This window comes from Agromyces sp. PvR057 (assembly GCF_040547485.1).
GTDB lineage: Bacteria > Actinomycetota > Actinomycetes > Actinomycetales > Microbacteriaceae > Agromyces.
Window position 1 is genome coordinate 109353 of the sequence record NZ_JBEPPT010000002.1, and the last position, 20446, is coordinate 129798.

Here is a 20446-nt window from a genome sequence, read left to right on the forward strand (position 1 = left end):
GTCAGGCCACGGGCCTGAGTTCTGCGCCGCGCTCGGCACGCGGCCGGTCGGCGCCGACGAGCCGCACGAAGGCGCTGAGCTGCGCGACGCCGGCGGGCGTGTGCGGCAGTGCGTCGAGCAGCCCGGGGGAGTAGAGCAGATACGCCGCCCATTTCGCACGCGAGATCGCGACGTTGAGTCGGTTCTTCAGCAGGAGGAACTCCACGCCGCGCGGCGCCGAGGTCGCGCTCGACGCGGCGAGCGAGACGATCGCGACCGCCGCCTCTTGACCCTGGAACTTGTCGACCGTGCCGACGGGCACATCGGGGAACCCGGCGTCGTCGAGGGCCTGCCGCACGAGGGTGAGCTGGGCGTTGTAGGGGGTGACCACGATGAGGTCGCGCTGTTCGAGCGGGCGGCCGCGCGCGGCATCCGCATCGGTCGGATCGACCCACGTGCGCGCGAGCAGCGCCTCGACATGCGCGACGACGACGTCGGCCTCTTCGGCGGAGGCGACGGTGTTGCCCTCGTGCGCGACCGGCACCGGGACGAGCCCTGGGTGCACGCCGTCGAGAGAGCGGGTCGATGCGACCTCGTGCGAGTGCAGCTCGCCCTCGTAGGAGAGGCGCGACACCGGCGCGGCGACGGCCGGGTGCATGCGGCGGCTCTCGGCGAGGAAGAAGCCGTACTCGGCGGGCAGCACGTCGTGGCCGTCGGCGATCCAGCCGAGGGCCGAGGTGTCGACCGGCTCGAGGTGGATGCCCTGGCTCACCTGCGGCAGCTGCTGGGGGTCGCCGAGCAGCAGCAGGTTGCGGGCGGAGACCGCCGCGGCGATCGTCGAGGCGAGCGAGAACTGGCCCGCTTCGTCGATGACGAGCAGGTCGAGCGAAGCGCGGGGGACTCGCTCGTCGTTGGCGAAGTCCCAGGCGGTGCCGCCGATCACGAACCCGGTGCTCGCGTGCGCCTCGGCGAATTGGCCGAGTCCGTTGCGCTTCTTGTCGAGCCGCGTGTAGGCGTGATCGGCCGTGTCGCCGTCTTTCGGGGCCTTGCCGACGAGGTCGGGTGCGAGTCCGGCGCGGATCGTGGCGTCGAGCACGTTCTCGACCACGGCGTGCGACTGGGCGACGACGCCGACCTTCCACCCGTGCTGCGCGACGAGCGCGGTGATGACGTGCGAGGCGACGTAGGTCTTGCCCGTGCCGGGAGGGCCCTGCACGGCGAGGTAGGAGTCGTCGAGCTGCTGGAGGCCCGCCGTGACGGCGGCGACGTAGTCGTGGTGGGCCGCGAGGCCGGCGCTCGCGGCGAGTCCGAGACCGTCGCGCGTGCGCGGCGCGGTGCGGCGGAGGATGTCGACGGCGGGGTTCCTCGGCCAGCGCGGCCAGGTGCGGGCGACGTGCTCGGCCCAGCCGGCGATCGCGCCCTTCTGCCGGCCTGCGGCGGGAGGGGGCCCGGGGACGACGGCCATCGGAAGCTGCGACCACGTCTCGCCGTCGACCGCTGACTCCTCGACGACCACGCCGTCGTCGAGTACGTCGACGACCCTCACCCCGCGCGCCGTGCGGGCGCCTGGCCGTTGCGGCCGCCCGCCGCCGAACGGCGCGGGCGCGGCGTAGAGCACGTTGACCTCGCCGCCCACCGAGAACCGCGAACCGGGGGCGATGCGCCCGAGCAGCCGCACGTGGCGCCGTTCGACGCGCTTGCCCTCTTCGACGAACCACGGCTCGACCACGGCGGATGCCGCAGGGTCGACGACGAGCACGTCGCGCTGCTCCTCCCACGCCTCGAGCGGCTGCTCGAGGCGGAAGTAGTGCGCCCACCAGAAGCTCTTGGCCTCGCGGTCGTGGTAGTCGATCGCGGCGGCCGCGAGGGCCAGTGCCGTGTGGTCGGCGTCGCGCGAGGGGTCGTCTCGGGGACCGGCGAGCTGCTGCAGGTGCAGCGCGATCGGGGACGGCTCGGTGACCTTGCCCTCGGCCTTCAGCGCCTCGATCAGCTCGGACTCGGGCACGGAGGGGACGCCGGCCTCGCGGGCCAGGCCGAGCAGCCAGTCGCGGAGCCGCAGGGTCGACACGCAGTCGTAGCGGTTGTAGTCGGCGAGGTCGTCGAGCACGTGCTGCGCCGCCGCTGCCCCGGAGAGCCCGGTCAGCGGGTCGGTGCCGTCGTTCGTCGCGAGGTCGCGGGCCCGCACGTACTCGAGGATCGAGTCGCCGCCGGACTTCACCTCGGCCTCGCGCAGCTCGTCGCCCATGTAGAGCGGCTCGAGCTTCTTGATCGAGTACGAGCGGCTGCCGACGCGCACCGCGCGCTTCACGATGGGGTACAGGTCGACGAACACCCCGTCGCGCAGCAGCCGGTCGACCTCGACCTCGCGCACGCCGTGCCGTGCGGCGATCGAGAGCAGGTGCGCCTTCTCGTAGTTGGCGTAGTGGTAGATGTGCAGGTTCGGATGCGCTGCTCGGCGTGCGGCCACGAGGTCGAGGAACCGCTCGAGCGCGACCTTCTCTTCGGCGAAGCTGTGCGCCCAGAGCGGCGTGAACCGCTCGTCGACGTCGACCATGCCGAAGAGGTAGTCGATTCCCCAGTCGCGTGCGGGACCCTCGGTGTAGAGCGGATCGCCCTCGAAGTCGAAGAAGAGGTCGCCCGCGTCGGGCTCGGGGATCGCCGCGAGCGCCGAGGGGTCGCGCACGTCGACGGGCGGCGGCAGCGGCGGGTCTTCGGGGGAGCGGGTGCCCGCGGCATCCGCTGCCCTGAGCGCCGCTTCGGCCTGGAGCTGCAGTCGCGCCTGCACGCGCAGGTTGGCGAGGGTCGCGTCGAGCACGCCGGGCACGGGGGCATCGGATGCCGCGAGCGCGTCGATCGTCGTGATGCCCGCCTCGGCGAGCGGCGTGCGCTGCGTCACGCGCAGGCCGGCGACGAGCAGCACGTCGCGATGCGCCTGCACCTCGAGGTCGCAGGTGGCGCAGCGGCCGTCGAGCCCGTAGCGGGGGTCGCCCCAGGCCACGGGCCCCGTGTCGGCCAGGCGGTCGGCGATGATGCGCTCGAGTCGCTCGCGGCGCAGGCGGTAGACGGGCGCGACGTCGTCGAGGCGGTGCGTGCTCGTGGTGCCGTCGCCGAGCAGCAGCTCGACGGTCTCGGCCGTGGGCACGCCGATGCGGTCGAGCTGCTCGGCGTAGGCGGCCAGCTGCAGCAGCGCCGTGACCTTGGCACGGCGCGCGAGCTTGCTGTCCTGCACGAGGTAGCGGCCGTCGGGCTGCCGCACGATGAAGTCGGCGAACCCGATGAAGCCGTCGTCGGCGAAGGTCGCCTGGAACACGACCGGAGCGCCCGCGGCGAATGCGGCGTTCGTCGCCTCGACGGCGGCGTCGACGGCGGCCGCATCGCGCACCGAGGGCCGCTCGATCTCGACGACGCCGGAGCCGAACTGCACGCGGTAGCGCTCGAGCACGCGCAGTTCGTGGGCGTCGCCCATGCGGCCGGAGCGCTCGAGCATGGCGTCTTCGGGATCCGGCACGGCCTCGATGCGTCCGAGCTTGGCGTCGAGCGCGCGCAGGAACGCGAACTCGCACTCCGACGCCTTCTTGAGATCGCTCGCGCTCGTGACCACCGTGCCGTCGACCAGGTACATCGGGCTCCCTCCGCCGTGCCACAACCGTAGCCGCGGCATCCGACATCGCGGCCGGGCCGCGACCCCGACGCGACCCCGACGCGACCCGCCTACTCCGTCGGCGCCGCGAGCACGCCGCGATGCAGTCCGAGCATGCCCTCGACCGCGTGCCCGATGCGGGTGCCGCGGTCGCCGGCGTGCTCCCACCGCACGAGCGCGTGGGCGTTCAGGCCGTCGATCATGCCGAGCAGCTGCCAGGCGACGGATGCCGCGTCATCCGTCTCGAACTGGCCCTCGTCGATGCCGGCGGCGATGATGCCCTCGAGGAACGCGTGCCAGTCGTCCATCTCGTCGCGCACGCGCTGGGCGAGGGCCTCGTTCCGGCGGCCCATGGCCCAGGCTTCGACCCAGATCACGGTGACGTCGTCGCGCGTGCCGTCGAGCAGCGTGTCGAGCAGGTGCGCGAGCCGCTCGCGCGGGGTCGCGAGCGGGGTGACGAGCGCCTCGACCTCGGCGAGCTCGGTGGCGACGACGGTGCCGAAGGTGCGCGCGATCAGGACGTCCATGTTCGGCTCGTAGTGCGCGACGAGCGCGGGGGCCACGTCGATGCGCGCGGCGACGCTGCGCAGGGTCACGGCGTAGAGGCCCTGCTCGAGGGCGACGTCGCGCGCGGCGTCCGCGATCTCGGCCGACCGTTCGGCCGGGGTCTTGCGGGCGGCCTTCTTGCGGACCGGTCTTGACATGGTGACCTCGTGTCGGTAGCGTCGCTGCAACTTATTGATCGTCTGATCAATAGTAGATCGAGTCCCCGATCCTGTCGAGAGATCGACGAGCAGAGAGTCCTCAACGATGAGCAACACCACCACCGCGACATCCGCTCACCGCACCGTCGTCGACCGCACCCAGGAGGTGTCCGCATGACCTGGCGCATGCCCGCAGAGACCGCACGTCACGACCGCACCTGGATGGCGTTCCCGCGCGAGGGCCTGACCCTCGGCGAGGCCGAGTCCGAGCGCGAGGCGGGCTACGCCGTGTGGGCGGCCGTCGCCAACGCGATCGTGCCGTTCGAGCCGCTGACGATGGTCGTCGACCCGACCGAGACCGCGCGCGCCCGCCGGATGCTCGACGGCGCGATCGAGCTCGTCGAGGCGCCGCTCGACGAGTTCTGGATGCGCGACTTCGGCCCCACCTTCGTGGTCGACGACGAGCGCCCGGGCGTGCTCGGCGCCGTCGACTGGATCTTCAACGGCTGGGGCGCCCCTGAGTGGGCCGAGTGGACGAAGTCCGCCGAGATCGCGCGCTTCGTCGCCGACCGGGTCGGCGCCGAGCTCGTGAGCAGCGTGCTCGTGAACGAGGGCGGCGGCATCCACGTCGACGGCGAGGGCACCGTGCTCGTCACCGAGACCGTGCAGCTCGACCCGCGCCGCAACCCTTACGCCGACAAGGCCCGCGTCGAGGCCGAGCTCGCGCGCACGATCGGCACGACGAAGGCGATCTGGCTGCCCCGCGGCCTCGAGCGCGACTACGACGACTTCGGCACGAACGGCCACGTCGACATCGTCGCGACGATCCCCTCGCCCGGCCGCCTGCTGCTGCATCGGCAGCAGAACCCCGAGCACCCCGACTTCGAGGTGACGCGCGCCCTGCGCGCCCAGCTCGAGCAGGAGACGGATGCCGCGGGCCGCCGCTTCGAGATCGTCGACCTGCCGGCACCCGAGACCCTTCGCGACCACGAGGGCTTCGTCGACTGGAGCTACGTCAACCACCTCGTCGTGAACGACGGCGTCATCGCCTGCGGGTTCGGCGAGGAGCGGGCGGATGCCGCGGCGCGCGAGGTCCTCGCCGACGCGTACCCCGGCCGCCGCGTCGTCACGGTCGACTCCCGCGAGATCTTCGCGCGCGGCGGCGGCATCCACTGCATCACGCAGCAGCAGCCCGCGCTCGAGGTGGAGTCGGCTCGATGAGCGGTGCATTCGACGTGGTCGATGCGTCGATCGCGGACCTGCACGCCGCGCTCGAATCGGGGCGCGTCACCGCGGTCGGACTGCTCGACGCGTACCTCGCGCGCATCGCGGCATACGACGGCCGCGAGACCACGACCGCGCTGAACGCACTCGTCGTCATGAACCCCGACGCGCGGGCCGACGCGCTCGCCTCCGACGAGCGTCGCACGCGCGGCGAGGCCCTCGGCCGGCTCGACGGCATCCCCTACACCGCCAAGGACAGCTACCTCGCGAAGGGGCTGACCGCCGCAGCCGGTTCCCCCGCGTTCGAGCATCTCGTCGCCCAGCGCGACGCCTTCACGATCGAGCGCCTCCGCGGCGCCGGCGCGGTGCTCATCGGCCTCACGAACATGCCGCCGATGGCGAACGGCGGCATGCAGCGCGGCGTCTACGGGCGGGCCGAGAGCCCCTACAGTGCCGAGTTCCTCACGGCCGCGTTCGGCTCGGGCTCCTCGAACGGCTCCGGAACCGCGACCGCGGCCTCGTTCGCGGCATTCGGCCTCGGCGAGGAGACCTGGTCGTCGGGCCGCGCTCCCGCGTCGAACAACGCGCTCTGCGCCTACACCCCGTCGCGCGGCGTCATCTCGGTGCGCGGCAACTGGCCCCTCGTGCCGACCATGGACGTCGTCGTGCCGCACACGCGCACCATGGCCGACCTGCTCGAGGTGCTCGACGTGATCGTCGCCGACGACGCCGAGACCCGTGGCGACTTCTGGCGCGTGCAGCAGTGGGTGCCGATTCCGCGATCCTCCGAGGTGCGCCCCGAGTCCTACGCCGCGCTCGCGGTGACGGATGCCGCGGGCGGGCGCGCCGACTCGGTGCGCGCCGTGCTCGCCGGGCGTCGCTTCGGCATCCCGCGCATGTACGTCAACGCCGACCCGGAGGCGGGAACCGCGGAGCCCGGTCGTTCGCCCGGCATCGGAGGCCCCACCGGGCAGCGCATCGAGACCCGTGCCTCGGTCATCGACCTCTGGGAGGCGGCGCGCCGCGACCTCGAGGCCGCCGGCGCCGAGGTCGTCGAGGTCGACTTCCCGGTCGTCTCCAACTACGAGGGCGACCGCATCGGCACCCCGACGATCGCGACGCGCGGACTCGTGTCCGCCGAGTACCTGCACCGCGAGATCGTCGACCTGTCGGCGTGGGCGTGGAACGACTTCCTCGACGCCAACGACGACCCGACCCTGCGCGCGCTCGCCGACGTCGACGGCACCCGCATCTTCCCGCACCCCGATGGCGCGCTGCCCGACCGCTACACGGGCTTCGACGACGACATCGCCGAGTACCCGGAGTGGGCGCGCACGCACCCCGGCGCCTCGTTCGACGACATGCCCGAGCTCGAGGAGGGGCTCCGCGGGCTGGAGGAGACCCGTCGCGTCGACCTCGAGGCGTGGATGGACGGCCTCGGCCTCGACGCCGTCGTCTTCCCCGCCGTCGCCGATGTCGGCCCCGCCGACATGGACATGAACGAGGCATCCGCCGATCTCGGCTGGCGCAACGGCGTGTGGGTCGCGAACGGCAACCTCGTGCCGCGGCACCTCGGCATCCCGACGGTCACCGTGCCCATGGGCACGATGGCCGACATCCGGATGCCGGTGGGCCTCACGTTCGCCGGCCGCGCCTACGACGACACGGCGCTCCTGCGCCTTGCCGCCGCCTTCGAGGCCACGGGAACCCGCCGCACCGAGCCGCCGCGCACCCCGCGCCTGAGCTGAGCGGGTCGCGAGCCCGGCGTCGATGGCGCGTGCGAGACCGGTCGACGAGACGATCGCGCGGTCAGCCGACGGTGACGTCGCGGGAGTCGAGGCCGGTGGCACCGTCGGGCACGACGCCCTGCGGGGTCGAGATCTGCACCTCGCCGTCGGCGCCGGTCGCCCGCACGCGCAGGGTGTGGCCACCCGCGGTCGCGTCCCAGTCGAAGCGCCACTGCACCCACGTGTCGTCCGAGATGGCCGTGGCGAGGGTCGCGGGCCGCCACGGGCCGTCGTCGACCTGCACGTCGACCCCCGCGACGCCGACGTGCTGGTGCCAGGCGACGCCGGCGACGACGACCGGGCCGGCCGGCAACGACTGCCCCGAGCGCGGCACGTCGATGCGCGACGAGAGCTTGATGGGGCCGCGCTCGCTCCAGCCGCGATCCGTCCAGTAGGCGGATGCCGCGTCGAACCGGGTGACCTCGAGCTCGGTCACCCACTTGGTCGCCGACACGTACCCGTAGAGCCCCGGCACGACCATGCGCACCGGGAACCCGTGGTCGGCGGGCAGCGGCTCGCCGTTCATGCCCACCGCGAGGATCGCGTCGCGGTCGTCCTGCAGCACCTCGAGCGGCGTCGACGCCGTGAACCCGTCGATGCTGCGCGAGAGCACCATGTCGGCGTCCGCGGTGGGAACCGCCCGCGCCAGCAGCTCCCGGATCGGATGGCCGAGCCAGACCGCGTTGCCGATGAGCGTGCCGCCGACCTCGTTCGAGACGCAGGCGAGCGTCGTCACCGACTCGGCGAGCGGCAGGGCGAGCAGCTCGTCCCACGTGAGCGTCACCTCGTGCTCGACGAGGCCGTGGATGCGCAGGCTCCAGTCGGCCGGCTCGACGGCCGGTACCGCGAGCGCCGTGTCGATGCGGTAGAACTCCGCGTTCGGCGTGACGATCGGGGTGAGCCCCTCGAGGTCGAGTTCCGCCCCAGGGGGTATCGATGCGGTGGCCGTCGGCACGGGTAACCGGATCGCCTGGCGTGCGGCGGTGACTGCGCGGGACCCGGCCTGCAGGGCGTAACCCCCGATGGTGGCGAGCGCGCCGATCGCGGCGGCGCCGCCCGCCCAGACGAGGAACCGGCGACGGCCGATCTCGGCGGTCTCCGAGGCGGCGCGGGAGCCCGAGGCGGCGGCCGCGGCATCCGTGGTCGGAAGGCGCTGCACGAGCAGCCGCAGCGTGACGACGCCCGCGATCGCGGCCAGCGCCGACGGCGCGAACGCGAGCATCGACGCGTTCGCCCTCGTCACCGAGGCGAGCACGCCGACCGCGCCGATCACCCAGATCACCACCTGCCCCCACGGCGGACGACGTGCCTCGAGCACCCCGGCGACTCCGGCGACGACGAGCAGCACGAGCGCGATGCCCACGAGGAGCGCGGCCTTGTCGTTCGTGCCGAACAGCGCGATCGCGGCGTCCTTGGCCCACGGGGGTGCGAGGTCGATCATCATCGAACCGACGACGGCGAACGGGCTCGAGGCCGACGCGAGCAGCGCCGCGGCGAGCTCGCCGACACCGGCCGCGACGATGACGGACGCCACCCCGGCGAGCGCGGGCAGGAGTCGGCGCGTGACCGCGCCTGCGGTGGGAGCCTCGGTCTCCGGCATGCGCACAGCGTACGCTCGCGCCCTGTGCGAACGGCACCTCTCGGCCGTCGCGAAGGCGATGCGGATGTCGGCGGCCCCTGCCAGAATCGAGAACCGCGGGCACGCCGCACGGAAGGGGCATCCATGAGCGCGACCGAGCAGACGGCTTCCAGTGCGGCATCGGCATCCGGCGCGGCAGGGCACATCGCCGACGCGCACGACGTGATCGAGGTTCGCGGGGCGCACGAGAACAACCTGCAGGGCATCTCCCTCGACATCCCGAAGCGCCGGCTCAGCGTGTTCACCGGCGTCTCGGGCTCCGGCAAGTCGAGCCTCGTGTTCGGCACCATCGCCGCCGAGTCGCAGCGGCTCATCAACGAGACGTACTCGACGTTCATCCAGTCGTTCATGACCACGCAGCCGCGGCCCGAGGTCGACAGCCTGCGCAACGTGTCGGCCGCGATCATCGTCGACCAGGAGCGCATGGGCGCGAACTCCCGCTCGACGGTCGGCACGGCGACCGACGTGTACGCGCTGCTGCGCATCCTGTTCTCCCGGCTCGGCGACCCCTACGTCGGCCCGAGCTTCCACTTCAGCTTCAACGTGCCGGCGGGCATGTGCCCCAGGTGCGAGGGCGTCGGCCAGGTGAACGACCTCGACCTCGACGAGCTCTTCGACCGCGACAAGTCGCTCGCCGAGGGAGCGATCACGATCCCTGGCTACACGGCCGACGGGTGGATGGTGCGCATCTACTCCGAGGGCGGGTTCCTCGACGCCGAGAAGAAGATCCGCGACTACAGCGAGACCGAGCTGCACGACTTCCTCTACAAGGAGCCGACCAAGGTCAAGGTGCAGGGCATCAACATGTCCTACGAGGGTCTCGTGCCCAAGTTGCAGAAGAGCATGGGATCGAAGGATCGCGACTCGCTCCAGGCGCACATCCGTGCATTCGTCGACCGGGCGTTCACGTTCACGACCTGCCCCGAGTGCGGCGGTGCCCGCCTGAACCGGGAGGCGCTCGCGTCGAAGGTGAACGGCATCAACATCGCCGAGGCCTCGTCGATGCAGATCTCCGACCTCGCAGCCTGGGCGGCCGAGATCGACGACCCGAGCGTCGCTCCGCTCATCGCCAACCTGCGGCAGAACATCGAGTCGTTCGTCGAGATCGGGCTCGGCTACCTGAGCCTCGACCGACCCGCCGGCACCCTCTCGGGCGGCGAGGCGCAGCGCGTCAAGATGATCCGCCACATCGGCTCGGCGCTCACCGACGTCACGTACGTGTTCGACGAGCCGACCGTCGGGCTGCACCCCCACGACATCCAGCGCATGAACCGCCTGCTGCTGCAGCTGCGCGACAAGGGCAACACCGTGCTCGTCGTCGAGCACAAGCCCGAGGTCATCGAGATGGCCGACCACATCGTCGACCTCGGCCCCGGTGCGGGATCGCGCGGCGGTCGGATCTGCTTCGAGGGAGATCTCGACGGCCTCCGGGCATCCGACACGCTCACGGGCCGACACCTCGACCACCGTGCGCAGTTGCGCGAGCGCGTGCGAAGCGCGAAGGGCGCACTCGAGATCCGCGGCGCGACGCAGCACAACCTCACCGGGGTCGACGTCGACATCCCGCTCGGCGTGCTGACCGTCGTCACGGGCGTCGCCGGTTCGGGCAAGTCCTCGCTCATCCACGGCAACGTGCCGAGGCACGACCACGTCGTCGTGGTCGACCAGTCGCCGATCCGCGGCTCGATCCGCTCGAACCCGGCCACCTACACCGGCCTGCTCGACACCATCCGCAAGGCGTTCGCGAAGGAGAACGGCGTCAAGCCCGCGCTGTTCAGTGCGAACTCGGCCGGCGCCTGCCCCACCTGCAAGGGCATCGGGCTCGTGTTCGTCGAGCTCGGCCCCATGTCGACCGTCTCGAGCGTCTGCGAGGAGTGCGGCGGCAAGCGGTTCACCGCCGAGGTGCTCGAGTACCGGCTCAACGGACTGAACATCGCCGAGGTGCTCGCGCTCTCGGTCGACGCGGCCCTCGAGTACCTCACCGACAAGACGGCCCGGGTGATCCTGCAGCGCCTCTCCGACGTCGGCCTCGGCTACCTGGGGCTCGGGCAGGCGCTCAACACGCTCTCGGGCGGCGAGCGGCAGCGCCTGAAGCTCGCCATCAACATGGCAAAGAAGGGCACGATCTACGTGCTCGACGAGCCGACGACCGGCCTGCACCTGGCCGACGTCGACCGGCTGCTCGCACTGCTCGACCGCCTCGTCGCCGACGGCAACTCGGTCATCGTCATCGAGCACCACCAGGCCGTCATGGCGCACGCCGACTGGATCATCGACCTCGGCCCGGGCGCCGGGCGCGACGGCGGGCGCATCGTGTTCGAGGGCACGCCGGCCGAGCTCGTCGCCTCCGCTTCCGCCGAAGGCGCGACGCTCACCGCGACGCACCTCGCGGCCTACGTGGGGGCCTGAGGGCCCGGGCTCGGGGCCTGAGGGCCCGGTAAACCCCCAGTTCGGGGGCGTTCCTCGAGCAGCATTCGGTGTTCAGTGCGGCGTGATCTACGCTTTCCAAACCCCCACTCACGCCGCCCGCGCTGGTTCGATCGGCACGGTCAACGACGAACCCGGTTCCACCATGCCCAGAATCCTCATCACGACCAATCACCTGCGCGAGCGCCGTGGATCCGAAATCGTCACGTTCGAGCTCGCCGAGGAGTTCGCCGACCGAGGCTGGCACGTCGACGTCTACACCAACCTCTTCCTTCCGCCCATGGCCGACCGGTTCCGCGAACTCGCGAGTCGCGCGTCCGTGCGCGTCGCCGAAGACCCCTACGAGGACTTCGGGCTCGACTACGACCTCATCTGGGTGCAGCATTCGCTGCTGCCGCCGTCGATCATCCGTCGGCTGGGCGAGCGGGAGGCCGCGGCGCCGATCGTGTGGCACCACATGTCGCCGATCATCGAGATCGACCAACCGCTGGTCGCCGAGATCGAGAATCGCCTGGCCGATGTGACGTCGTTCATCTCGGAACGAACACGCGAGACGCTCGAAGCCTTCGGGCTCGATCGCCCCTCCCAGATCTTCGCGAATCCGGCACCCCGCAGCTTCGTCGAGGCCGACACCATCGCGCCGGTGGCACTGCGGCGGCTCGCCGTCGTGTCGAACCACCCGCCGGCAGAACTCCGCGAGGCTGCGGAGGCGCTGGCCGAGGCAGGCGTCGAGACGGTGTTCATCGGCGAACCCGACGGCTCGGTCGAGGTGACGCCCCGACTCCTCGCCGGCTTCGACGCCGTCGTCACGATCGGCAAGACGGTGCAGTACGCGTTGGTCATGGGTCTCCCGGTGTTCGTGTACGACCACTTCGGCGGCGAGGGATGGCTCCGGCCGGAGACCTTCGAGGTCGAGGCTGCGGCGAACTTCAGCGGCCGCAGCACGTCCCGGCGCATCTCCGCGGAAGCGCTGGTCGATGAACTCCTGCTCGGATTCGAACACGCCGTCGCCTTCGTGAGCGAGCAGCGACCGGCCTTCCGAGCGCGCTACTCCCTGCAGCGCAGCGTCGATGCCGTGCTCGAGCGCGCCGAGCTCCGGAGTCCGAGGCCGAAGCGCCTGAGCCACGGCGAGGTGCTCCGATGGCTCGCCCTGTCCGAGCAACTGCGTGGCATGTACCGCACCCTGGAACATCTCCAGGACCGACTCGCCGAGTCGGAATCCTCGCGCGAAGCCGCTGTCATGGCCGCCGGAGCCGAGACGGCGATCGACACGGAGACCGAGGCCGAGCAGACCGTCGAGGCCGATTCCGAGACCGAGACCGAGACCGAGACCGGCTCGGGGGCGGTCGACGGGAGCATCCATGTCATCGCCGTATCCGGACCCGACACGGCATCCCGGCGGCGAATGCGGGCCAGCCTGCTGCAGCAGACCGTCGCGGCGGACCTGCTCAGCATCGTGAGGACGGACTCGGGCAGTCGACCCGTCGAGGAACCGAGCCTCGATGCCTTCGACGGCATCCCGGTGCAGGTCGTCGATGTCGCCCCTGAGCACCGCGTGCTCGAATCGGTCAACGAGCGGATCTCCTCCGTTCCGACCGAGTTCGTCGTGGTCCACGACGGGTACGGGGCTTGGCACCCCAGATTCCTCGAGTATGCGATCGAGCACCTCGAGGCGAATCCCAGGCAGGTCGGAGTGGTGTTCGACGCGTCGCGCGGTGTGGAGGTGCAGATCAACGACGTGGTGCTGGACGCGCAGAACCCGCTCGCGGTGTCGCGAGTGCCCGGCGGTCCTGGCGTCGTGCTGGATCTGCTCGCCCAGGCCGGGGCGAACTGCACGCCGTACTCGACCTTCGTCGTGCGCAGGAGCGCGGCGATCTGCGCCGGGCTCTTCGACCCCGTCCTCGCGCATTCAGCGGATTGGGACTTCGGGTTGCGGGTGCTGCATTGCGGGCCGATCGGCGTCGCCGACACCCCGGTTCCGTTCGTGACGCTCTACGAACGGGGGGCGACCGACTCGATGCGCGCGGCGCGCGCCGAGCTCGCCGGGAAGGCGTTCCGGATGGACCCGTCGGCTCGCCTGCTCTACTCGGCCGTCGTGACCACCCAGGGCGTCTTCGGCGCCGCCGAGGGCCGCGAGGTCCTCGGCCGACTCGGTGCGCTCGAGGAGGAACTGCGCAACCTGCCGCGGCTTCCGCCGATCGGCTTCGAGCTCCGGGTACGGAACTACCTCGGCCGCCTGCCCGCACGTGTGAGATCTCGCGTCGGGCGTTCCGTCAGGGGGCATCGATGAGCCGCGCGCTCCCCAACCGGGCCGCGACCGTCTCGCAGGCCATCGCGTCGGCCGACATCGTGTCGTTCGACGTCTTCGACACCCTGCTCTCGAGAGCCGCCATCCGTCCAACCGACGTCTTCACCATCTCGAAGCAGGCACTGGAGGCACGCGGCGACCACCTGCTCCCGCCGAACTGGACGATCGCGCGGATCGCCGCCGAGCAGCGGTGCTATGTCGATGCGTCCGTCGGCCCCGACATCACGCTCGATGACATCTACGACCGCCTCGCGGCCGAGCTCCACCTTCCAGACGCCCTCGTGGATGCTGCCAAGCGGGCGGAGATCGAGACGGAGCTGCAGGTGCTCGGACCCCGCGCGACGGGGCGTGCGCTCTACGAGGAGGCGCGGGCCGCAGGGGTGCGGATCTTCATCGTGAGCGATATGTACCTCCCGCCGGAGGTCATCGCCGATGCGCTCGGGAACGCCGGATACGAGGGCTGGGAACGGCTCATCGTGAGCGGCCACGACAAGCTGGCCAAGTACAACGGCACGGCGTTCCGTGCGATTCGAGCGGAGTTCCCCGACGCCGCGATCGTGCACTTCGGTGACAACGCCGAGGCCGACGTCGATCGTGCGCACCACGAGGGTATCGAGGCGTTCCACCTTCCGACGGTCATGACGGGCGTCGCGGAGGCGACGACGGGTCTGCCCTACTCGGCGCTCTCGCACATTCCGTCGAACCCCAACCACGGGCCGGTGGAGCTCGGGTTGAGCGTGATCGCGGCGCTCGCCGAACGCCGCATGGACCGGGATCACGGACCGGTGGAGGAGCAGGTCGGGTACGGCGTGCTCGGCCCGATCCTCGTCGCGTTCGTGCAGTGGCTGCAGCACTCGGCGAAGCGGAACGGCTCCACCCGGCTGGCGTTCCTCGCCCGCGAGGGTGCGCTCATGCAGCGCGCCTACGAGCGGTACTGGCGTGACGAGGCGCTTCAGAGCGACTACGTCTACGCCTCTCGTCGCATGATCAACTTCGCCCAGATCAGGGATGCGATCACGCCCTCGCAGCTGGACTTCCTCGTCTCGAGCGGCGTGCCGTTGAAGGTCTCCGACTTCATCGCCCGCTTCACCGGCGACATCTCGATCGCCGACATCGATCGCGCCGCGGCTCGCATCGGGCTGCGCGCCGACTCGATCGTGCCCGGCTACGACTTCCCGCCGCTGAAGAGCGTGTTCCGCGCGCTCGAACCAGACCTCGTCGCCGTCGCCCGCCGCGAGCGAACCGACGTCATCGACTACCTGCACCAGGTCGGCCTGCACGAGTCCGGCGCTGCGGTCGTCGACATCGGCTGGAACGCCAGTATCCAGGCGTCGCTGAAGACACTCGTGAATCCGCAGTTGCAGGGGTACTACTTCGGACTCTTCGACGGTCCGAAGACCGCCGGTCGGGCGCAGATCCACGGCTTCGCCGATGCCAGGCGAGCCGGCAGCGACCGCCATTGGATCGAGCACTGCGTCATGCACGGCATCGAGGTCGTCGAGCTGCTGTTCGGCAACCCAGATCATCCATCGGTCTCGACGGTGCGTCGCGGCGAGGGCGGATTCGAACCGGTCTACACCGAAGAGCGGCTGAGTGACGCGGACGCCGGAACCGTGCGGGCGATCCAGCGCGCCGCGCTCGAGTTCGTCGACGACTACCGGGCGCTTGCCGAGCGGCTTCCCGCGGCGTCGGGCGAGCTCTCGCCCGACGCGGCGTTCACCGTGCTCACGTCGCTCGTTCGCAACCCGACGCCGGCGCAGGCCGCCGTGATGGGATCGCTGAACCACGACAACTCGTTCGGGATCGTGGCGTCTCCCCTCGGCATGCCGTTGTATCCGCATTCGAGATACCGCTTCCGGCGGTCGGCTCTTCGCGCAGAACATGAGCGCGCGTGGTGGAAGCCCGGCTTCGAGGCGAATCTCCGCTCGGGGGCGGCAGCCCGATGAGCGAAGCGGTCGCTGCCGAAGGCCTCCGCGGCGCCGATCGTGCGGAGCGACGACCGAGGATCCCCGCGTTCGACCTGCTGCGTGGGTTCTTCGTGTTCGTGATCGTGACGAACCACCTTCGCCTCGAACCGAATCTCTTCGAGCTCGTCACCGGCCGCGCAGCGCTGCCGGCTTCCGCCGCTGAGGGGTTCTACGCCCTCTCGGGCATCATGGTGGGCTACGTGTACCTTCCGATGGCCGTGCGCGGCGGGATCGGGGGTGTTGCGCGACGCATCTGGCGACGGGCGGCGCTGATCTACGTCACCGCGGTGGCACTGGTGATGATGCGTCTCGTGCTGCTCGCGATCGACGGGGTCGCGATCGACGCGGTCGACCTCCGCGACGTGCTGCTGCTGGGCGGCGCGAACGGGGTGCTCGCCGATTTCCTCGCGATCTACGCGATCGCCATGCTGTTCGCGCCGATCGCCATCTGGCTGGCGGTGAGGCGTCTCGAATGGATCGTCGTCGTCGTCGCTGCGGTGCCGTGGCTGTTCGCCCAGTTCGCCCCGGGCCTCGACAGCGACCTCGAGATGAAGCTCTCGTGGCCGCTCCTGTTCATGATCGGCATCGTGATCGGATGCCGCTGGCCGGCGCTCGCATCCGGATGGCGGCGGTTCGCGCCGACGACCAGGCGGGGCATCGAGACCGCGCTGATCGTGGTGCTGCTCGTGACCGTGCCGATCTGGGAGTTCCTGATCTTCTGGAACCACCACGTGCTGGTCGCATTCGCGACCCGCGGGCCCTCGGACCTCATCGCGGCGCTGTTCTGGATCGAAGGGCACTTCCTCGAGTTCTGGTCGTGGTTCGGCCCGCTCCAGAGCAAGGCGACGCTCGCTCCCGCGAGGCTGCTGTTCGGCGTCGTCTGGTTCGCCGGCCTGCTGGCATTGATGCGACGGCACGGTTCGTCGATCGATCGCGCGCTCGGCGGCCTGCTGTCGGCCTACGGACGCAATTCCCTGGCCGCGTACACCATCCATGCGGTGGTGATCTCGTGCGTTCTGCAGCCCGTGCTCCTCGTGGTCCGCGAGGTCGACGACCTGATGCTGAACACGCTCGTCGTCGTCGCCGTGCAGGTGATCGTCATCCTCCTGGTGCGCGGGTGGGTCGCCACGAAGGCCGCGTTCCGCGGTCGGCGGCTCGCAGGGTCGAGCTGACGACCGGTCTCAGGCCGCGTTCGCGCGCATGAACGCGACGACGGATGCGGCGAGCGAGGCGCCGATCTCGGCCGCAGGGCGCTTGCGCCCCTTGACCTCGAACGAGTGGTTGGCGTCGTCGACCCACTCGAGCACGACGGAGTCGCCAGTCGCACCTCGCGCTGCACGCAGGCGAGCCACGAGGTCGTCGAGCTGTTCGTTCGGTGCGGCGAACGGATCGGTGCGTCCCTGCAGGAACAGCATCGGCGCAGCCACGTCGGGCAGGTGCTCGTCGCGCGCCTTCTCTGGCCGGCCCGGAGGGTGCAGCGGGTAGCCGAGGAACGCGAGTCCCGACGTCGGCATGCCCTCGGCCGCGGCCATCGATGCCATGCGCCCGCCGAACGACTTGCCGGACGCCCAGATCGGCTCGCCGCTGCCGCTGCCGCTGCCGGCCTCGTCGGCGCGGGTCCGGGCGAACGCCAGCGCCGCCCGCCACGTCGCGATCGCGACCGGCGCACGATCGGGGAACTTCCGCCCGGCTTCGCGATACGGGAAGTCGAAGCGCAGGGTCGCGACGCCGAGCGCCTGCACCGCCGAGGCGAATCCCGCGAGGAATGGGTGCTCCATGCCGGTGCCCGCGCCGTGCGCGATGACGAGCGTGGCCCACGCGTCAGCGGGTCGGGCGTAGAGCGCGGAGACCGCGTCGACGCCGCCGACGGTGCCCGCGGCATCCGCCGTCGCCACGTCGTCGAGCCGGATGCGCACGGCCTCGTCGCTCACTCGAAGCTCCCGAGCACGCCGCCCACGCCGTCGGCGAGATCCACGATGCCGCCCGACACGTCGACGAGGTCGCCGAGGGAGACCGTCAGCCGCGCGACGTCGTCGACGAGCACGACGAGTTCGGCGAGGTGCCCCGTGAGGTCCGCGAGGTCGACCGCGCTGCTCGCCAGGTCGCCGATCGTGGTCGCGCCGGGGTGTTCGAGGGCATGCACGTCGAGCTTGAGCGCCGTGATCCAGTCGCGTTCGATGCCGAAGAGCACGGCGTAGGGCAACAGCTTCTCGTGCAGGTGGAACCGGGCGAGGGCTCCGGATGCCGCGACGGTCGCGGTGTCGGCGGCGGGCGCCGGCGCCGCGGCATCCGTCGTCTGCGCGACCGGGACGAGCGAGGCGCCCGTCGGCGACTGGAGCACGCGCAGGCGATCGGCCTCGGCGAGCATGAGGTACTGGCGCAGTCCGTCGAGGTGTTCGCGGCGTTCGCGGGCCGCCGGCAGGAACCGGCGCCACGACGCGGGAGTCACGATGATGGTCGCGATCGTCACGGCGAGTGCGGCGAACGTCGCGATGAGCGCCGGCCAGTCGCCTGAGCCGAGGGTGATGAGGATGAGCAGGGCCTCGACGAGCATGCCGAGGTAGGCGAGCACGGTGAGGGTCGTGCCCGGCCAGGTCATGCGGCGCTGGGCGACGAGCCCGGCACGTGCGAGCGCGTAGTCCGCGTTGCGCACGACCGACTTCAGCCGTGCCGCGAGCGCGCGGCGGTCGGTCGAGAAGCGGCGCAGGCGCGTGCTCGTGTGCTCGGGTCCGAAGATCGCCTCGAGTACGGAGAGTTCATCGCCCGAGAGGGCCGCGCCCGGTTGCAGTTCGACGCCGATCGGCTCGCGCTTCGTCTCGTTCGCGAGGATGCGGATGCGGCGGGACACGGCGAGGTCCACGAGCACCGCCGCGGCCGCGCGCCGGTCGGCCTCGACGAGCAGCGCGTCGTGCAGCACCGACGCCCCTCGTGCCCGGGTGTACTGCACGACGGGGGAGTGCACCGGCTGCTTGGACACGATGCGCGCGACGATGCCGAGCGCGAAGATGACGAGCGCAGGGGCGATGGCGAGCAGGATGACGGCGGGGAGCACGCGCTCAGTCTAGGGATCGGCGCGGATGCTCCGCGGCATGGCGACGCCGAACGTCAGGGGCGGGACGGCTCGCCGACGGGCATGAGGCGGGCGCCGGCGAGGGAGGCGACCGCGTCGATCGCGGCGCGATGCGCGGCGGGCGACGCGGTGAGCCGGAAGTGCCCGGCGGCGGGCACGATCACGTTCGTCGCGCCGGCGAGCGCGCTGCCCTCCGGCACGTGGGCGTCGAGGGTGCCGAAGATCGAGACGATGTGCTCGTTCACCGTGGCGTCCCGTTGGAGCTCGACGATCGTGACGTCGGTGGGCAGGAACGCGCGCATGCTCGGGTCGAAGAACCAGCGGGCCCGAGCCGAGCCGGCATAGGGGGTCGCGAGCGTGACCGCGCCGCGGACGTCGAGTCGCGCGGCGCCGGCCGTGCCGAGCGGCCCCGAGCCGCGCACGAGGTCGGTCAGCAGGTGCTTGCCGATGAGTCCGCCCTTGCTGTGCGCGACGATCACGCGCCCGGCGGGCGGCGGATCGACGCGGGCGAGCGCGCGCTGCAGCATCCGCGACGTGTCGGGCACGGATCGACGGTTCATGCCGAGGCCCTGCACGATCGTGATGCGGTGCCCGGCGCGGTTCAGGGCGTCGGCGAGCGGCGCGAGGAAGCTCCAGTGCTCGTGCACGCCCGGAACGAGCACGACGTCGGGCAGGGCGGGGTCGCCGCTTCGCCAGCGCTCGGGCGGACGGGTGGAGACGAGCTGCACGAGTCGTCGCCGAGCCCCGAAGCCGTAGTCGCGCAGCACCCACCCGACGCGGGTCGTCGTGCTGCCGCCGAGCGACTTCGAGAGTGCCGCGAGCCGTTCGTGCGGTGAGAGCACGCTGCCCACCCGGTCGCCGCGCGCGTGCCCGACGATGAGGTCGGCGAGCGGTCCGACCTGACGCGGGACGGCCTCGTGCCCGCGGCCCGGCACCTCGGCGTAGGCGGCGTGCGGCGCGAGCGCGGCGACCGCCTGCCCCCAGTAGCGCGGCACGACGCGATCGTCTTCACCGCGGATCACGAGCACCTCGGCCGCCGTACGCGGCAGCACGAGCTCCATGCGGTGCTCGAGCGTCGGCCGCAGGTTCGCGAGCACCCAGCGGCCCCCGGCCTGGCTGTAGGCGAGGACGCCCCGCGCGAACGCGGTCGGATCGACCACCGCGATGTCCTGGAGGAACCGCGCCGCCTGCTGGTGCGCGGTGCGTTCACGCGGGTTCACCGACGGCCCGATGAGCACGACGCGATCGACGAGCTCGGGATGCCGCGCCGCGAGGTCCGCGACCACCTGGGCGCCCAGCGAGTGGCCGACGAGCACGGGCCGGGCGGCCGACGACCGCCCGTCGTCGAGGAGCTCGGTGAGCAGCTCGGCGACCAGGTCGGCGGTCTCGGAGACCGTGAGGGCCCTCGCCGGCTTCGGGGAATCGCCGAAGCCCGGCAGGTCGAGGGCGAGCACGCGGCCGGAATCGGCGAGCCGTTCGTCGAGCCCGCCCCAGTACTCGGCGGCCATGCCGAGGCCGTGCACGAGCACGTAGGCGGGCGCATCGGAGACGGCATCGGGAGTTTCGCCGTCGGCGGCCCCGCGCGCCGCCTCGGCGCGTTCGGGCTCGTGGACGACGATCGTGCGATCGCCCCGACGGAACGTGCGAGCGGGCATTCCCGCAGCCTACCCGCGCGGTCCGACGCGACCTCGAGACCCGACC

Annotated in this window: 12 protein-coding genes; 6 read left to right on the plus strand and 6 right to left on the minus strand. The window is 71.5% G+C overall.

Features of this window, described 5'->3' with window-relative positions; genetic code table 11:
- Position 1: 1 nt before the first annotated feature.
- Positions 2–3601, minus strand: a complete 3600-nt coding sequence (locus tag ABIC29_RS09760; RefSeq protein ID WP_354244863.1) for a TM0106 family RecB-like putative nuclease — start codon at positions 3599–3601, stop codon at positions 2–4.
- Between the two features lie 89 nt (positions 3602–3690).
- A complete protein-coding gene (locus ABIC29_RS09765) occupies positions 3691–4323 on the minus strand; it encodes a TetR/AcrR family transcriptional regulator (RefSeq protein WP_354244864.1) in 633 nt (210 codons plus the stop codon).
- A 174-nt stretch (positions 4324–4497) separates the two neighbouring features.
- Between ABIC29_RS09765 and ABIC29_RS09770 the strand changes: the two genes are divergently transcribed.
- Together ABIC29_RS09770 and ABIC29_RS09775 are read left to right on the plus strand one after the other, a co-directional pair.
- Complete coding sequence (locus ABIC29_RS09770) at positions 4498–5544, plus strand: agmatine deiminase family protein (RefSeq protein WP_354244866.1); 1047 nt, start codon at positions 4498–4500, stop codon at positions 5542–5544.
- Positions 5541–7295: an amidase gene (locus tag ABIC29_RS09775; RefSeq protein ID WP_354244869.1), complete on the plus strand. Its 1755-nt coding sequence runs from the start codon at positions 5541–5543 to the stop codon at positions 7293–7295. Before ABIC29_RS09770 ends, ABIC29_RS09775 begins: the two co-directional genes overlap by 4 nt.
- Before the next feature lie 61 nt (positions 7296–7356).
- Here the strand turns inward: ABIC29_RS09775 and ABIC29_RS09780 are convergent, their stop codons facing one another.
- A complete protein-coding gene (locus ABIC29_RS09780; protein WP_354244872.1) occupies positions 7357–8934 on the minus strand; it encodes a molybdopterin-dependent oxidoreductase in 1578 nt (525 codons plus the stop codon).
- 123 nt (positions 8935–9057) lie between these two features.
- Here ABIC29_RS09780 and ABIC29_RS09785 point away from each other — a divergent pair, with 123 nt between their 5' ends.
- The 4 genes from ABIC29_RS09785 (at position 9058) to opgC (ending at position 16847) form a co-directional block, all read left to right on the plus strand.
- Entirely contained in the window at positions 9058–11382 is a 2325-nt protein-coding gene (locus ABIC29_RS09785; protein ID WP_354244875.1) for an ATP-binding cassette domain-containing protein, read from the plus strand.
- Between the two features lie 163 nt (positions 11383–11545).
- The gene (locus ABIC29_RS09790) at positions 11546–13690 is read left to right on the plus strand and encodes a glycosyltransferase family protein (protein ID WP_354244878.1); all 2145 of its coding nucleotides are present in this window, start codon (positions 11546–11548) and stop codon (positions 13688–13690) included.
- A complete protein-coding gene (locus ABIC29_RS09795; protein ID WP_116084454.1) occupies positions 13687–15654 on the plus strand; it encodes a hypothetical protein in 1968 nt (655 codons plus the stop codon). Before ABIC29_RS09790 ends, ABIC29_RS09795 begins: the two co-directional genes overlap by 4 nt.
- The gene (opgC, locus tag ABIC29_RS09800) at positions 15651–16847 is read left to right on the plus strand and encodes an OpgC domain-containing protein (RefSeq protein WP_354244881.1); all 1197 of its coding nucleotides are present in this window, start codon (positions 15651–15653) and stop codon (positions 16845–16847) included. Before ABIC29_RS09795 ends, opgC begins: the two co-directional genes overlap by 4 nt.
- Positions 16848–16856: 9 nt before the next feature.
- Here the strand turns inward: opgC and ABIC29_RS09805 are convergent, their stop codons facing one another.
- Genes ABIC29_RS09805 through ABIC29_RS09815 form a run of 3 tightly spaced genes read right to left on the minus strand, consistent with a single transcriptional unit; the run spans position 16857 to position 20400 of the window.
- The gene (locus ABIC29_RS09805; RefSeq protein WP_354245796.1) at positions 16857–17570 is read right to left on the minus strand and encodes an alpha/beta hydrolase family protein; all 714 of its coding nucleotides are present in this window, start codon (positions 17568–17570) and stop codon (positions 16857–16859) included.
- Positions 17571–17602: 32 nt separating this feature from the next.
- Entirely contained in the window at positions 17603–18727 is a 1125-nt protein-coding gene (locus tag ABIC29_RS09810; protein WP_116084449.1) for a DUF2207 domain-containing protein, read from the minus strand.
- Positions 18728–18780: 53 nt separating this feature from the next.
- Positions 18781–20400, minus strand: a complete 1620-nt coding sequence (locus ABIC29_RS09815; protein ID WP_116084446.1) for an alpha/beta hydrolase — start codon at positions 20398–20400, stop codon at positions 18781–18783.
- Positions 20401–20446 lie beyond the last annotated feature (46 nt).

Coding starts and splice junctions, on each gene's coding strand:
- ABIC29_RS09760 (WP_354244863.1), bottom strand. CDS start 3,601: ATGTACCTGGTCGACGGCACGGTGGTCACGAGCGCGAGCGATCTCAAG.
- ABIC29_RS09765 (WP_354244864.1), bottom strand. CDS start 4,323: ATGTCAAGACCGGTCCGCAAGAAGGCCGCCCGCAAGACCCCGGCCGAA.
- ABIC29_RS09770 (WP_354244866.1), top strand. CDS start 4,498: ATGACCTGGCGCATGCCCGCAGAGACCGCACGTCACGACCGCACCTGG.
- ABIC29_RS09775 (WP_354244869.1), top strand. CDS start 5,541: ATGAGCGGTGCATTCGACGTGGTCGATGCGTCGATCGCGGACCTGCAC.
- ABIC29_RS09780 (WP_354244872.1), bottom strand. CDS start 8,934: ATGCCGGAGACCGAGGCTCCCACCGCAGGCGCGGTCACGCGCCGACTC.
- ABIC29_RS09785 (WP_354244875.1), top strand. CDS start 9,058: ATGAGCGCGACCGAGCAGACGGCTTCCAGTGCGGCATCGGCATCCGGC.
- ABIC29_RS09790 (WP_354244878.1), top strand. CDS start 11,546: ATGCCCAGAATCCTCATCACGACCAATCACCTGCGCGAGCGCCGTGGA.
- ABIC29_RS09795 (WP_116084454.1), top strand. CDS start 13,687: ATGAGCCGCGCGCTCCCCAACCGGGCCGCGACCGTCTCGCAGGCCATC.
- opgC (WP_354244881.1), top strand. CDS start 15,651: ATGAGCGAAGCGGTCGCTGCCGAAGGCCTCCGCGGCGCCGATCGTGCG.
- ABIC29_RS09815 (WP_116084446.1), bottom strand. CDS start 20,400: ATGCCCGCTCGCACGTTCCGTCGGGGCGATCGCACGATCGTCGTCCAC.